We start from the raw sequence: 14,697 nt of genomic DNA on the forward strand, positions 1-14,697 counted from the left end.
AGGTTTGGATGCAGGGGCTGAAAGCTCTATTTAGTCATCAGGATGATGTCCAATCTGTTATTTCCGGAATGGATGAAGGACTCAGGGAACAGCTCGTCGCAGGCCTGTCCGGTTCGGCAAGGACGGTCTTTTTAGCCGCCATCTACGAACAGACGAAGCGCCCCGTCCTGATCGTGACACATAATTTATTGCAAGCGCAAAAACTATATGATGATCTTGCGAATTTAATAGGGGAAAATGATGTCTATCTTTACCCGGCAAATGAATTGATTGCCGCAGAAATAAGTATTTCAAGTCCAGAGCTGAAGGCACAGAGAATAGAAGCTCTGAACCATTGGAGCAAAAAGAATACGGGTATTGTGATTGTCCCGATGGCTGGCTTGAGGAAGCTGCTTCCACCAAAGGATCTGTGGGCAAAATTCCAGCTGACATTCAAGCTAGGCGAAGAAATCGATCTCGAATCGGTCCTTAACCGGTTTGTCAGCATGGGATATGTCAGGGCGGGAATGGTTGCGGCTCCCGGAGAATTCAGCGTCCGCGGCGGAATTATTGATATTTACCCGCTGACATCCGCAGATCCGATCAGGATTGAGCTGTTTGATGCAGAGGTTGATTCAATCAGGACATTCTCGCTTGAGGACCAGCGTTCGAAGGAAAAAATGAAAACAGTAGCAATCGGGCCGGCGACAGAAAATCCGATTGAGAGTGAACAGCTGGACCGTCTGATCACAGGATTGGAAGACGGGCTCTCAAGCAGTTTAAAGAAGCTTAAGGATGATAAGGCAAAGACTTTGATGGCGCAAAATATTGGCTATGAATTGGAACAGCTCCGCAATGGGCAAATACCTGATCAACTATTCAAGTACTTGTCCATAGCTTATGAAAGGCCTCAAAGTTTAATAGATTACTTGCCGTCAAAGGGTTTCCTGTTCATTGATGAAATAAGCAGGGTTCAGGAAATGAATGAGTCCCTTGGCAAGGAAGAAGCGGAATGGTATACAAGTCTCCTGGGAGAAGGCCAGATCATCCATGACCTGAAAATTTCACACCAGCTTCCTGACTTGATGAGTAAAGCTGGAAAGCCGATTGTGTATTTATCATTATTTTTAAGGCATGTACCAAACACAAGTCCGCAGAACATCATTAATATATCCTGCAAGCAGATGCAGAATTTCCACGGACAGATGCATGTGCTGAAAGGTGAAGTGGATCGCTGGCGGAAAGGAAACTATGCAGTTATTTTCCTCGGGCCGGATGCCGAAAGAGTCAAAAAACTCGAACGGGTTCTGGAAGACTATGAAATCGATGCGGTAAAAATGGGCAGCAAGCAGGAGCTGCTTCCAGGAAAAGTCCAGATTATCCAGGGCAGCCTGAATACGGGCTTTGAATTCCCAATCCAAAAGATTGCCGTAATTACAGAAGAGGAACTTTTCAATAAAAAAACAAAGAAACCTGCCAGAAGACAAAAGTTGTCTAATGCAGAGCGAATTAAGAGCTATTCGGAACTTAAGATCGGCGATTATGTCGTTCACGTAAACCATGGAATCGGTAAATACCTGGGCATTGAAACGCTCGTAATCAATGGTATCCATAAAGATTATCTCCATATCCGCTACCAGGGAACAGATAAGCTTTATGTCCCAGTCGAGCAGATTGACCTTGTCCAAAAGTACGTTGGCTCAGAAGGAAAAGAACCTAAGGTCTATAAGCTCGGCGGAAGCGACTGGAAACGTGTCAAGAGCAAGGTTCAGTCCTCTGTCCAGGATATTGCGGATGATTTGATCAAGCTTTACGCAGAGCGTGAGGCTAGCGTCGGGCATGCGTTCTCTCCTGATGGCGAGATGCAGCGCGATTTTGAATCTTCATTTCCTTATCAGGAAACGGAAGACCAGGTACGTTCCATCCATGAAATCAAGCTTGATATGGAACGTGAACGCCCAATGGACCGTCTGCTGTGCGGAGATGTCGGCTATGGTAAAACCGAGGTGGCAATCAGGGCGGCCTTCAAGGCGATAGCCGATGGTAAACAGGTTGCTTTCCTTGTGCCAACAACCATCCTTGCCCAGCAGCATTATGAGACACTCAGGGAAAGGTTTCAGGATTTCCCAATCAATATCGGATTGTTGAGCAGATTCCGTACCCGCAAGCAGCAAACCGAGACGATCAAAGGTCTTAAAGCAGGAAGTGTGGATATTGTCGTTGGAACCCACAGGCTTTTATCTAAAGAAATCGTCTACAGGGACCTAGGCCTTCTGATCATAGATGAAGAGCAGCGTTTTGGGGTTACGCATAAGGAGAAGATCAAGAAACTAAAAACAAATGTGGATGTCCTGACTTTGACAGCGACACCGATTCCAAGGACGCTGCATATGTCAATGCTAGGCGTCAGAGATTTATCAGTCATCGAGACACCGCCCGAGAACCGCTTCCCTGTCCAGACATATGTCATGGAATACAATGGGGGGCTTGTCCGCGAGGCGATTGAACGCGAGCTAGCAAGGGACGGACAAGTGTATTTTCTTTATAACCGTGTTGAGGACATCGAGCGGAAGGCTGAAGAAATATCCATGCTTGTGCCTGATGCGCGTGTCACCTTTGCCCATGGCCGCATGACCGAAAATGAACTGGAGTCCGTCATGCTTGGCTTCCTTGAAGGTGAATATGATGTGCTTGTAAGTACAACAATCATCGAGACAGGTGTGGACATTCCAAACGTCAATACACTGATTGTTTATGATGCAGATAAAATGGGCCTTTCTCAGCTGTACCAGCTTAGAGGAAGGGTAGGCCGCTCCAACAGGGTTGCCTATGCTTATTTTACTTACCGAAAAGACAAAGTCCTCACTGAAGTGGCTGAAAAGCGTCTCCAGGCAATCAAGGAATTCACGGAGCTTGGCTCTGGTTTCAAAATTGCAATGCGCGACTTATCAATCCGTGGTGCCGGCAACCTGCTAGGCGCCCAGCAGCATGGGTTTATCGATTCGGTCGGTTTCGATCTGTATTCCCAGATGCTGAAGGAAGCGATTGAAGAACGAAAGCCGGAAAAAGACCAAATCCGCAAGCCTTCGATTGAAATTGATCTTGAGCTCGATGCCTATATACCTGATGGCTATATTTCTGATGGACACCAGAAAATCGAGATGTATAAGCGGTTCCGCGGTATCGAGTCATTGAAGGATATTGATGAATTAAAAGAAGAGATCATTGATCGATTTGGGGATTATCCAGAAGAAGTGGAAACGTTATTTAAAGTTGCAGAATTAAAGGTATATGCCATTACCGCTGGAGTGGAATCCATTAAAATGGCTAAGCAGGATGTGACGATCCTTTTAACAGAGGATGGAAGCAGCCGGATTGACGGACAAAAGGTGTTCAAGCTAAGCAGCCAGTACAGGAATGCGGTGGGTCTCGGTATGGAAGGCAATAAGCTCAAGATGGTTGTCCATACTAAAGGAATTAAAAATGACCGCTGGTTCGAAATTACTTTCGAGATGATTAAGGGACTTCATGACTCCCAAAAAGAGCAGGAAAATACAGTATCGTAACCATATGGAAATATTTTGTAATCTAAATGTAAAATGATAAGGTGTTTCAAAAAAGATAGACAAGGGTAATTTCTGTGTGTACGCAAATATTAGCTGGAAGGTTTATCCGTTTTTGGCACCTTTATCACTTCAAAGAAAATAATAATGAGAAGTGTATAGAACTTTCCATATGAAAGATACTAAGTTCAAATCTTGGTAAGGTTGATTAATAAAGGCATTATTATTTCCAATGCTGTTTTCGTAAATTGGATTGATTTTAAACGAAAGCAGTAATTATAGCAAAACAACCTTATCTAAAAAATAATCATCAGATGAAAGTGAGGCAACGTTGGATGAAAGCAACTGGTATTGTTCGTCGAATCGATGATTTAGGTCGTGTCGTAATTCCAAAAGAAATCAGAAGAACACTTCGTATTCGTGAAGGGGATCCACTTGAAATCTTTGTGGACCGTGATGGTGAAGTCATTTTAAAAAAGTATTCACCAATCAGTGAGCTGAGTGATTTTGCGAAGGAATATGCAGAAGCTCTGTACGACAGCTTAGGAAACCCGGTATTGATCTGCGATAGAGATACTTATATCGCATTGGCAGGAGGTTCCAAGAAGGACTACTTGAATAAAAACATCAGTGAACTTGTTGAAAAGACGATGGAAGACCGTACTTCGTCCCTAGTGAACCAGCAGACAAGCATTTCGCTTGTAGAGGGGAATGAAGAGCCTGTTTCTGCTTATACAATTGGACCAATCATTGCAAACGGGGATCCAATCGGGGCAGTAATTATCTTCTCTAAAGAAGGATCATTGGGTGACGTGGAACAAAAAGCTGTTGAAACAGCTGCAGGCTTCCTGGCAAGACAGATGGAGCAATAATCATCACCGATTTATAATCTTACCTGAAAGGGCAGCTGACGAGGCTGCCTCTTTTCGTGCTTGGAAGTATAAACTTGTTGCACAATTAGGGTGTCCAACTCCGCGCTTGTCGGGGCTGACCAAGGCGCTAGCGCTTTTCTATTTGTCTAGCTTCAGCGCCTAGCCAGTTTCATCCCGGAGATGTCTTCCCTGAGTATCTTGCGATAAGCGTTAGCTTTGAGCAGCTCGAGTCGCTTGTCTAGTGTCGCCTCCTAGAAACTCCGAAACTTCAACTCCGCCGGCAGAAGCAAAAAGCGCTTCTTTGTCGGAGTCTCCAGTTTCTGTGTTTCTGGACAGTCGGCTATACTTTTCGATTTCGGTCCTGCCAATGAAGTCAAAGAACGACTTCACTGTCAAGCCCTCCGAGGAACAGGATGTGCTAGACCCGCCAGCCACAGGACGTGGCGCTTTAAGGCGCTTGCGCTTGTCGGGCTGACCAAGGCGCTTGCGCTTTTCTATGTTACAGCTGTCTAACAAATTAATGTTGTCTGTTTCGCTTGCGGCCGCCGCTTTTTCCCTTGTGATATAATACGTTTGAAACTGAAATTGGAAGGAGATGGGCGATGAAGCCCGTTGCAGATTCAAAGGAATTGATGAAGGGAGCTATGATCCTTACTCTGGCTGCCCTGGTTACGAAAATTTTAAGCGCCCTATACCGTGTCCCTTTTCAAAATATCGTCGGGGACATTGGTTTTTATATTTATCAGCAGGTGTATCCCTTTTTTGGCATTGTCATGGTTTTATCTACATATGGATTTCCGGTTGTCATTTCAAAGCTTTATACGGAGCAGCAGGCGGCCGGTAATAGTGGCAGGGCTGATCGCCTATTGGCCATTTCGCTCGTATTTCTCGGTATCATTGGGTTGTTCCTTTTTTCCTTTTTCTATATTGGTGCTGGATGGATTGCCAATAAAATCGGTGATCCTGAACTGAAGCCCTTATTTAAGGTTGTATCTGTGCCATTTCTGATCTTCCCCTTCACCGCAGTGTTCAGGGGATATTTCCAGGGGAAGGGTAACATGGTGCCGACAGCGATTTCTCAGGTTTCAGAACAGTTTATCCGGGTCGCGACCATTCTTACCTTGTCAGCGGTGCTTGTACAGCAGGGTTTCTCTCTATATGTCACTGGGGCCGGAGCTGTATTCGGATCGATAACAGGCGGGGTTATCTCCGTTTTGATACTCGGATTTTTTTATCTGAAAAATGGAGGAGCCAATCCCTTCACCTATTTTCACTTCAAGGATTTATTTAAGGACGCAGCCTGGGTCGTAAAAGCATTGATCATTCAGGGATTTGCGATCAGCATCAGTGGCATGCTGTTAATATTGCTGCAGCTTGCGGATTCCTTGAATATGTATTCTTCATTGCTGGCAAGGGGGCTGACAGCCGAGGAAGCAAAGTCGGCAAAAGGCATTTTTGACAGAGGGCAGCCGCTGATCCAGCTTGGGACAGTTGTCGCCACTTCGATGTCCTTAAGCCTTGTTCCGGCAATTTCAGGTGACAAATCAAGTAATCGCCGCGATAGAATCCTGCCCAAAGTGAGACTCGCCCTTCAGACAAGCTTGATTTTTGGAGCTGCCGCTGCGGTTGGGTTATATAGCATCATCGTTCCAGCTAATATCATGCTGTTTGAGAATGCTGATGGATCTAATGTGCTTGGAGTGCTCAGCTTGATGATTTTATTTGGATCTGTCATCCTGACGATTATGAGCATTTTGCAGGGTCTTGATAAGTCAATTTTTCCGGCTGCAGTCATACTTGCCGGATTTGGCTTGAAATACATATTGAACCTGATACTGATCCCGGATATTGGGACAATGGGGGCAGCTTATGCCACATTGGCGGCGATGCTGGCAGTCATGTTCATCCTCATTTTTAAGCTGAGACATGAACTCGGCCAACCAGTTCTATCACTTGTTTTCATTGGAAAAATCCTGTTTTCCTCGGCAGTGATGGTTATAGTTTTACGATTATTTCTATATATAACGGATTTCGGTTATGACTATATTGAACCCGACAGGCTCGGAGCTGTATTCCAAGCATTAAGCTCTATAGTTATCGGAGCACTTGTTTATTTTTTCATATTAATCAAAACGAAGGCTTTGACTGAAGATGAACTAGTGACTTTGCCATTCGGCAGCAGGATGGTCCAGTTATTCTTTAAATAGGGTTTTACATGAAGGAGGAAAAAAGGGAAATGACAAACAAGATTTTGATCATCGGACTGGGAGCGGGCGACCTCGACCAGCTTCCGCTTGGTGTATATAAAAAATTGAAGCAGGAGAAAAACCTGTTTTTGCGGACAAAAGAGCATCCGGTCGTTGCTGAGCTTGAGAAGGAAGGGCTGCAGTTTCAATCGTTCGATGGAATTTATGAGAAGCATGACCAGTTTGAGGATGTTTATGAGGAAATCACCGAGTTTTTGCTTGCTGAAAGTGCCGAGGCTCCTGTAATCTATGCCGTTCCAGGACATCCCTTGATTGCGGAGCGGACGGTGCAGCTCCTGCTCGAACGAGGACCAGGGCGGAATACGGAAATTGAGATCGGCGGCGGCCAGAGTTTCCTGGACGCCATGTTCCAGTCCCTGGCGATCGATCCGATCGAAGGTTTTCAGCTGCTAGATGGCACAGCATTGTCAAAGGAAGATTTGCTGCTGAAGAACCACACAATCATCGGACAGGTGTATGATGCGTTCGTAGCATCTGAGGTCAAGCTGACACTTATGGAAAGATTGCCCGATGATTATGAGGTATGGATCGTGACAGCGGCGGGAAGCAGTGATGAGGTCATCAAAAAGGTCCCATTATACGAATTGGACAGGGAGATGGAGCTAAGCAATCTGACATCGGTTTATGTTCCGCCGGTTGAAGATGAACAAATTTTATACAAGGATTTTCTGAAGCTGCGTGGAATTATATCAGAACTGCGCGGTCCGAATGGCTGTCCTTGGGATAAGAAGCAGACCCACCAGTCTCTCAAGAAATACTTGATTGAAGAATCATATGAATTGCTGGAGGCAATCGATCATGATGATATCGATCATATGATTGAAGAGCTGGGCGATGTGCTGCTTCAAGTCATGCTTCATGCGCAGATAGGTGAGGACGACGGCTACTTTACCATCGATGATGTAATTGAAGGCATATCTGCAAAAATGGTCCGCAGGCACCCCCATGTTTTCGGGGACAAAACGGCGGAGAACGAAGAAGATGTCATGAAAAACTGGCAGGAAATCAAGGAGCAGGAAAAAGGCGGTGCGACAAAGTCTATGCTGGAGGGAGCCGGAAAAGGGCTTCCGAATCTGCTAAAGGCATATGAGCTGCAGAAGGAAGCGGCTAAAGTTGGATTTGACTGGAAGACGGCGGCACCCATCCTTGATAAGGTAAAGGAAGAAATTGAAGAGCTATCCGAGGAAATCACCGAAAAAGGCATTCAGGAAGATATCGAGCTGGAATACGGAGATCTTTTGTTTGCGCTTGTCAATTTCGCAAGGCATTACGATATCAATCCGGAAATGGCACTGAACAAGACCAACAGGAAGTTCATGCGCCGCTTTGCCTATATCGAACAAAAAGCAGCAGACAGTGGGCGAAGTGTCGAGGACTACACGCTGGATGAATTGGATGCTTTTTGGGAGGAAGCTAAGACACAAGGTTTATAGGTAAAGGGTATTTCGCATTGTTTGTTGCTTTTCGAACAACACTTACAGTTATGCGCATTTTAGAGTTTCGGGCTCTTTTCGAAGATGCTGCCGAAATGAATATGCGTGCATAATCGTAAAAATCCAGATGGGTGTGGAAGCAACAAAGCTTATGAAAAGAGCGCAGGTAAAACAAACCAATAATGAAAAAGGGGTTTAAATACGATGAGGCTGGATAAATTTTTAAAAGTATCAAGATTAATCAAAAGAAGGACATTGGCGAAAGAAGTATCCGATCAAGGGAGGATTTCCGTCAACGGTGTGCCGGCGAAAGCAAGTACGAATGTAAAAGTGGGCGATGAATTGGCGATCCGCTTTGGACAAAAAGTCGTCTCTGCAAAAATCGAGAGAATACAGGAAACATCCCGTAAAGATGAAGCTGCCGGAATGTATACCCTTCTCGGGGAAGAACGTATCCCAGGGGACGATGAAGAGTAAGCTGAGCTTCGTGTGAAGGCTTGTTCTATTCTCCCTTATTCAATCATAAACATGTACAAAAGTGCATTATGATTGTGAGGGATATTAATGAGCCAATATTATGAAACGAATCAGACAAAAAGCAATGTGCCAGACCACGATTTAGTGATGAGAGGCAGACGGACACTGGATATCACCGGAGTAAAGCAGGTTGAAAGCTTCGATAATGAAGAGTTTTTATTAGAGACAGTCATGGGATTCCTTGCGATCAAGGGACAGAATCTTCAAATGAAGAATCTGGACGTCGACAAAGGGATTGTGTCGATCAAAGGGAAAATCTTTGACCTGGTCTATCTTGATGACCAGCATGGGGAGAAGGCTAAAGGCTTCTTTAGCAAGTTATTCCGATGACGCTTTCGACCCAATTTTTGACCATGCTCGCCATGATTTGGATGGGCAGTCTATTCGGTGCTTCACTTGATACGCATAATCGGTTTCTGAAAAGATCTAAGCGAAAATCCTGGATCGTCTTCATCAATGACATCCTGTTCTGGGTAGTCCAGGGCCTGTCGATTTTCTATGTATTATTTTCAGTGAATATGGGAGAATTGCGTTTTTATATCTTCCTTGCCTTATTATGCGGTTTTGCGGCCTATCAGAGCCTGTTCAAGAAACTTTATCTGAAGATGCTGGAACGGTCTATCACCTATACGATCAATGTATATGTATTCATGGTGAAGGCTGTCAGGATCCTTGTGGTCAGGCCTCTCCAGTTTTTGGCCGCCACCGCACTGTCACTATTGCTTTTGACGGGAAGAGGCCTTTATTCTCTTTTAAAATGGCTTCTTGCCGTTTTGCTATGGCTGCTCAATAACTTAATTTGGAAGCCAGTCAAGATGATTCTCCTGCTTTTTTGGAAACTTTTGCCGAAAACAGTTAAAAAAAGCGTCGAGAAATTATATAATAAATTGGCAGGATTTCTAATTATAGTAAAGAATTATTTTACTAAGCCGATAAAATGGATAAAGAAGTTAAAAAAATAGGCTGTATGAAAGCAATTGTTATTCAATGTCTTGTTGAACGGAATCAACAGCAAAAAAATATATAAGGAGGACTGCGGGGAATGAGTGCCATCAGGAAAAAAAGCATAGCCAAGATTGAAAATCAATATGTACAACAGCGTGAAAAAGCCGGGATTGCAGAAAGCAGGAAGCGAAAACTGCTTTTCAGGCGCCTCGCAGTCTTTGCCCTATTCGCATCGGTCATTTCTTATTTGATGATCTCAACCTACATTTCCCAGTCTGCAGCCCTCGAAAAGAAGCAGTCGGAAAAGGAACAGCTAGAGCAAAAATTAGCAAGCCTTCAAAAGCAGCAGGAAATCCTGGATGAGGAAATCGTCAAATTGAACGATGATGAATACATAGCAAAGCTTGCCCGCAAGGAATATTTCCTGTCCGAAAAGAATGAAATCATCTTCAACCTTCCTAAAGAGAAAAAGGACTCCCAAGATTCGCCTTATTGACACTCTTTTTTCATATTCTGTATAATATAATGTAAGTTTGATTTTTTATATCTTTAAGGAGGCAAAACTTTTTTATGTCAATCGAAGTAGGCAGCAAGTTACAGGGAAAGGTAACAGGTATTACAAATTTCGGGGCGTTCGTCGAGCTGCCGGGTGGCTCAACAGGACTTGTTCACATCAGTGAGGTTGCAGACAACTATGTCAAGGATATCAATGACCACCTGAAAGTTGGCGACCAGGTTGAAGTAAAGGTTATCAATGTTGAGAAAGACGGTAAAATCGGTTTATCTATCAAGAAGGCAGTTGATAGGCCTGAACGACCTGCAAGACCAGAAAGATCTGAATCAAGACCTTACTCACAGCGTCCACGCGGCGGCGGGGGCGGCAGAGGAAACGACAACCGCAATGCCCGTCCTGAAAATTTCGAATCAAAAATGGCGAAATTCTTGAAGGACAGTGAAGACCGCCTGTCCACTCTAAAACGTGCTACTGAATCCAAGCGCGGAGGAAGAGGAGCTAGAAGAGGGTAACTTGCTGCTAAGTGAATATATATAATAGCAGGAATCATGCTATACCAAGACAAGTCTCTTACAGGGCTTGTCTTTTTGTTTTTTTTCGAGGCCTGATTGCAGGAGAGAATTTGGTGCTGTTTTTTCACTGATTAATAGGATAAAAGCCAATGAAAGATGATTCTCCGCATTAATTGCTCATTCAATATGGAAAATCGGGCAGAAGCACGCCTGATTTAATGAATAATGGTAACTGGAAAAATTATTCTCTTAATGAACATCGATAATTGCCCAGTCATTCTGCGTAATCTCCCGATCAAAAGGAATAATCTCCCGAAAAAGGACCGTAATTGCCCAAACAAACGCAATAATCATGCCGTCATCCAAATTAAGGGAAATTATACTAATGTGGAAATGGAATCAAGACTAAAAGCACACCAAGTCTGGAATTAAAAAGGTAATTGGAGAGATTAATCTTTTGACTGATTGAAGAATTGGGCGATGTGTACTGCTTTTAACATAAGACACTGCCTGAATAATAGTGTTTGAGCGAATTTGGGTAAAAGAAAAAGCGCCGCATTGCCCGAAAAGTGCTGCCGAAGCGAATTTGGATAAAAGCAAAGTGTCTGGATTTCCCGAAAAACAGTGCAGGAGTGAATAAAGGTAAAAGCAGGAGTGCTGATGCATTCCACAGCCCGAAAATAAACAAAAAAAACCTCGCTCCCAAAGGAACGAGGTTTTCGTACGCGGATGACCCCTACGGGATTCGAACCCGTGTTACCGCCGTGAAAGGGCGGTGTCTTAACCGCTTGACCAAGGGGCCATATATTGTTGTCCAGCTTCGGCTCCTAGCTCCTCGAGTCGCTTCGGTCCGTCCGATGAAGTCAAAGAACGACTTCACCTGCCGGCCCTCCAGCGCTTGTCGGAGCTAAGCAGTCGCCTACGCTTTTCGTTAGTAGCGGCGGAGGGGATCGAACCCCCGACCTTACGGGTATGAACCGTACGCTCTAGCCAGCTGAGCTACACCGCCATATTGTTAATGTGTTTTGAGGCACAAGAAATATAATACATAGATATTAAAATAGTGTCAATGCATTTTAAAAAGAAAAGAGAAAAATATTATCAGGTAAATTTTAGTGGCGTTTGGCGTGAAGGTTAAAATAATCCGTGGTATTTCGAGGAATTGCATTATTTTCGGGGAAATGCGTCGAACGAAACTTTCATGCTTGTCCTTATTTTTGACAAACTTCTGGATGACTCCCTTTTATAATAATCAGCAACGATAAAAAAACGGGGAGTGTATTAAATGCAAAAGGTAGAAAGGAACATGATGGAACCGATCGGTGAAGTTCATCTCGAGGAATCACGATTCAGGTTTGCAAAAGGCATGTCGAAGCTGCAATCCAAAATTGAAAACCTTTTCCTGAAAAAAGGCTATATTTTCTTGATCATTGGATTTTTGCTTGGCCGTGCCTTGATACTGGCAAAGTTGACCCCTTTTAGCCTTCCATTTTTTGCGGCTGTGTATCTTATCCGGAAAGACCGTGCGCCTATTGCGCTGTTTGGTTTGGTTGCCGGGGCTGCAACCTTGTCATTTACTGACGCCGTCTTCACCTTCGCTTCTGTATTTTTATTTTTACTGCTATATAAGCTTACGGAAAAATGGGTCAAGAATTCTATGAAAGTCCTTCCGCTTTATATATTTTTCACTATTTTAATAGCCAAAATGTTAAAAGCTCTTATTTTGTCAGGAAATATCACTATGTATGAGGGAATGATGACTGGAGTCGAAGCCGGGTTAGGTCTTGTGTTGACATTCATCTTCATGCAAAGCATTCCATTGATGACAGCCAGCAAGCGAAAGCAGTCATTGAAAACGGAGGAAATAGTCTGTTTGATCATCATGCTTGCTTCGGTGATGACAGGAACCATTGGGTGGACAATCTATGATTTGTCGGTAGAACACATAATGTCCCGGTATTTAGTCCTCATTTTTTCATTTGTCGCTGGAGCCACAGTAGGTTCTACAGTCGGGGTCGTTACTGGACTGATCTTCAGTCTCGCAAATGTGTCTAGTTTTTACCATATGAGCCTTCTGGCTTTCTCAGGATTGCTTGGCGGCTTGCTAAAAGAAGGAAAGAAGCCAGGGGTTGCACTTGGCCTTTTCATCGCCACCCTGTTGATTGGAATGTATGGTGAAGGCGGAGGTGCGCTTAGCCAGACGCTGACCGAATCGGCAGCAGCCGTCCTGTTATTTTTCCTGACGCCACAATCACTTACATCAAAAATCGCCAAACATATTCCGGGAACGCCGGAGTATTCAGCCGAACAGCAGCAATATATGAGAAAAATGAGAGATGTGACAGCGCAGCGTGTCGTCCAGTTCTCAAATGTATTTGAAGCTCTGTCGAAAAGCTTTACTACTCTGCAGGTGCAGGATGAAACACTTGAAACCGACCGCGATATGGATTATTTCTTGAGCAATGTCACAGAAAAAACATGCCAGACATGCTTCAAGAAGGATCATTGCTGGACAAGGAACTTTAATACAACCTATGACTATATGAGCGAGATTATGCAGGAGATGGATCAAAATTCTGGCGCCGTACCGCAAAAACTTTCGCGCGAATGGGACAAACATTGCACCAGGTCGAAAAAGGTCATGGAAATCATGCAGCAGCAGCTAACCTATTATCAAGCAAACAAAAAACTCAAGAAACAGGTCCAGGAAAGCAGGCGTCTCGTGGCAGACCAATTGCTTGGTGTTTCGGAAGTCATGGGGGATTTCGCCAAGGAAATCCAGCGTGAGCGTGAAAACCACTCAAAGCAGGAAGAACAAATTCTGGAGGCCCTCCAGGACTTCGGCATCCATATCGAGCATGTGGAAATCTACAGTCTGGAACAAGGAAATGTGGATATTGACATGACGATTCCATATTGCCAGGGGCATGGCGAATGCGAAAAGTTAATCGCACCGATGCTTTCGGATATCCTGAAAGAAAATATCGTGGTCAATTCAGAAGAATGCTCGACGTTCCCGAATGGTTATTGCCATGTGACATTCCGATCTGCCAAGGCCTATGCTGTATCTACAGGGGTCGCCCATGCGGCCAAGGATGGAGACCTTATATCAGGAGATAGTTATTCCACCATTGAGCTGAGCGGCGGAAAGTATGCAATCGCCATCAGTGATGGAATGGGTAATGGGGAAAGGGCTCATTCCGAAAGCCGTGACACTTTATTGTTGCTGCAGCAAATCCTGCAATCTGGAATTGAGGAAAAAGTAGCGATTAAGTCCGTGAACTCGATTTTATCACTAAGAACCACGGATGAAATGTTCTCTACCCTGGATTTGGTCATGGTGGACCTTCAAAACGCATCTGCCCGTTTCTTGAAAATCGGTTCGACGCCGAGCTTCATCAAACGCGGAGGAAAGGTAATGAAAGTCCAGGCGAGCAATCTGCCGATGGGAATATTGCAGGAATTTGAGGTGGATGTAGTTAGTGAACAGCTTAAAGCGGGCGACTTGCTGGTCATGATGAGCGATGGCGTATTCGAAGGGCCAAAGCATGTCGAGAATTATGATTTATGGATGAAGCGGAAAATCAATGAGCTCCAGACAGAAGATCCGCAGGCGATCGCCGACTTGATCATGGAGGAAGTCATCCGTTCCCGCGATGGCTCAATTGAAGATGACATGACAGTAGTAGTCGCAAAAATCGATCACAATATCCCGAAATGGGCATCCATACCGGTGACTAATTATCAAAAGAGAGCTTAACTGATTAATTTGAGCATAGAGTCTTGACTTTGAGAAATGTCTAGCTCCAGCGCCTAGCCCCTCGAGACGCTTGTCTAGTGTCGCCTCCTAGAAACTCCGAAACTTCAACTCCGTCGGCAGAAGCAAAAAGCGCTTCTTTGTCGGAGTCTCCAGTTTCTGCGTTTCTGGACAGTCGGCTATACATTTCAATTTCGGGCCTGCCAATGAAGTCAAAGAACGACTTCACTGTCAGGCCCTCCAGCGCTTGTCGGGGCTGACCAAGGCGCTTTCGCTTTTCTTATGTATATTTCCCCTCTACTTCGTCGAAAATGGTAA

At 44.5% G+C, this 14,697-nt stretch carries 12 protein-coding genes and 2 tRNA genes; 10 read left to right on the top strand and 4 right to left on the bottom strand.

What is annotated here, in order from left to right; all coding sequences use genetic code 11:
• Positions 1-8: 8 nt before the first annotated feature.
• Positions 9-3,545 carry a transcription-repair coupling factor gene (gene mfd, locus J7E35_RS18140; protein ID WP_214782137.1) on the top strand — a complete coding sequence of 1,179 codons (3,537 nt, stop codon included), beginning with the start codon at positions 9-11 and terminating at the stop codon, positions 3,543-3,545.
• Positions 3,546-3,877: 332 nt separating this feature from the next.
• A complete protein-coding gene (spoVT, locus tag J7E35_RS18145) occupies positions 3,878-4,414 on the top strand; it encodes a stage V sporulation protein T (RefSeq protein WP_214782139.1) in 537 nt (178 codons plus the stop codon).
• 210 nt (positions 4,415-4,624) lie between these two features.
• Here spoVT and J7E35_RS18150 read toward each other — a convergent pair whose 3' ends face one another.
• On the bottom strand, positions 4,625-4,804 hold the full coding sequence (locus tag J7E35_RS18150; RefSeq protein WP_214782141.1) for a hypothetical protein: 180 nt from the start codon (positions 4,802-4,804) through the stop codon (positions 4,625-4,627).
• Between the two features lie 212 nt (positions 4,805-5,016).
• Between J7E35_RS18150 and J7E35_RS18155 the strand changes: the two genes are divergently transcribed.
• The 7 genes from J7E35_RS18155 to J7E35_RS18185 all read left to right on the top strand — a co-directional run bounded on the left by J7E35_RS18155 (position 5,017) and on the right by J7E35_RS18185 (position 10,622).
• Positions 5,017-6,621, top strand: coding sequence for a putative polysaccharide biosynthesis protein (locus J7E35_RS18155; RefSeq protein ID WP_214782143.1), 1,605 nt, complete (start codon positions 5,017-5,019; stop codon positions 6,619-6,621).
• Between the two features lie 29 nt (positions 6,622-6,650).
• Complete coding sequence (yabN, locus tag J7E35_RS18160; RefSeq protein ID WP_214782146.1) at positions 6,651-8,114, top strand: bifunctional methyltransferase/pyrophosphohydrolase YabN; 1,464 nt, start codon at positions 6,651-6,653, stop codon at positions 8,112-8,114.
• Between the two features lie 204 nt (positions 8,115-8,318).
• Entirely contained in the window at positions 8,319-8,591 is a 273-nt protein-coding gene (locus tag J7E35_RS18165) for an RNA-binding S4 domain-containing protein (protein WP_214782149.1), read from the top strand.
• Between the two features lie 87 nt (positions 8,592-8,678).
• Positions 8,679-8,981: a sporulation protein YabP gene (gene yabP / locus J7E35_RS18170; protein WP_192473397.1), complete on the top strand. Its 303-nt coding sequence runs from the start codon at positions 8,679-8,681 to the stop codon at positions 8,979-8,981.
• The gene (yabQ, locus tag J7E35_RS18175) at positions 8,978-9,613 is read left to right on the top strand and encodes a spore cortex biosynthesis protein YabQ (protein WP_214782152.1); all 636 of its coding nucleotides are present in this window, start codon (positions 8,978-8,980) and stop codon (positions 9,611-9,613) included. Before yabP ends, yabQ begins: the two co-directional genes overlap by 4 nt.
• An 80-nt stretch (positions 9,614-9,693) precedes the next feature.
• On the top strand, positions 9,694-10,092 hold the full coding sequence (locus tag J7E35_RS18180) for an FtsB family cell division protein (protein WP_214740331.1): 399 nt from the start codon (positions 9,694-9,696) through the stop codon (positions 10,090-10,092).
• Between the two features lie 74 nt (positions 10,093-10,166).
• Entirely contained in the window at positions 10,167-10,622 is a 456-nt protein-coding gene (locus tag J7E35_RS18185; protein ID WP_192473394.1) for a S1 domain-containing RNA-binding protein, read from the top strand.
• 730 nt (positions 10,623-11,352) lie between these two features.
• On the opposite strand, the gene J7E35_RS18190 is transcribed toward J7E35_RS18185, so the two are convergent.
• Positions 11,353-11,424: transfer RNA gene (locus J7E35_RS18190), tRNA-Glu, on the bottom strand.
• Positions 11,425-11,557: 133 nt separating this feature from the next.
• Positions 11,558-11,631: transfer RNA gene (locus J7E35_RS18195), tRNA-Met, on the bottom strand.
• Between the two features lie 276 nt (positions 11,632-11,907).
• Between J7E35_RS18195 and spoIIE the strand changes: the two genes are divergently transcribed.
• Entirely contained in the window at positions 11,908-14,382 is a 2,475-nt protein-coding gene (gene spoIIE, locus J7E35_RS18200; RefSeq protein ID WP_214782155.1) for a stage II sporulation protein E, read from the top strand.
• 40 nt (positions 14,383-14,422) lie between these two features.
• Here the strand turns inward: spoIIE and J7E35_RS18205 are convergent, their stop codons facing one another.
• Complete coding sequence (locus tag J7E35_RS18205; RefSeq protein ID WP_214782158.1) at positions 14,423-14,608, bottom strand: hypothetical protein; 186 nt, start codon at positions 14,606-14,608, stop codon at positions 14,423-14,425.
• Positions 14,609-14,697 lie beyond the last annotated feature (89 nt).

It is taken from the genome of Bacillus sp. ISL-45, from assembly GCF_018613195.1.
Lineage (GTDB): Bacteria > Bacillota > Bacilli > Bacillales > Cytobacillaceae > Mesobacillus.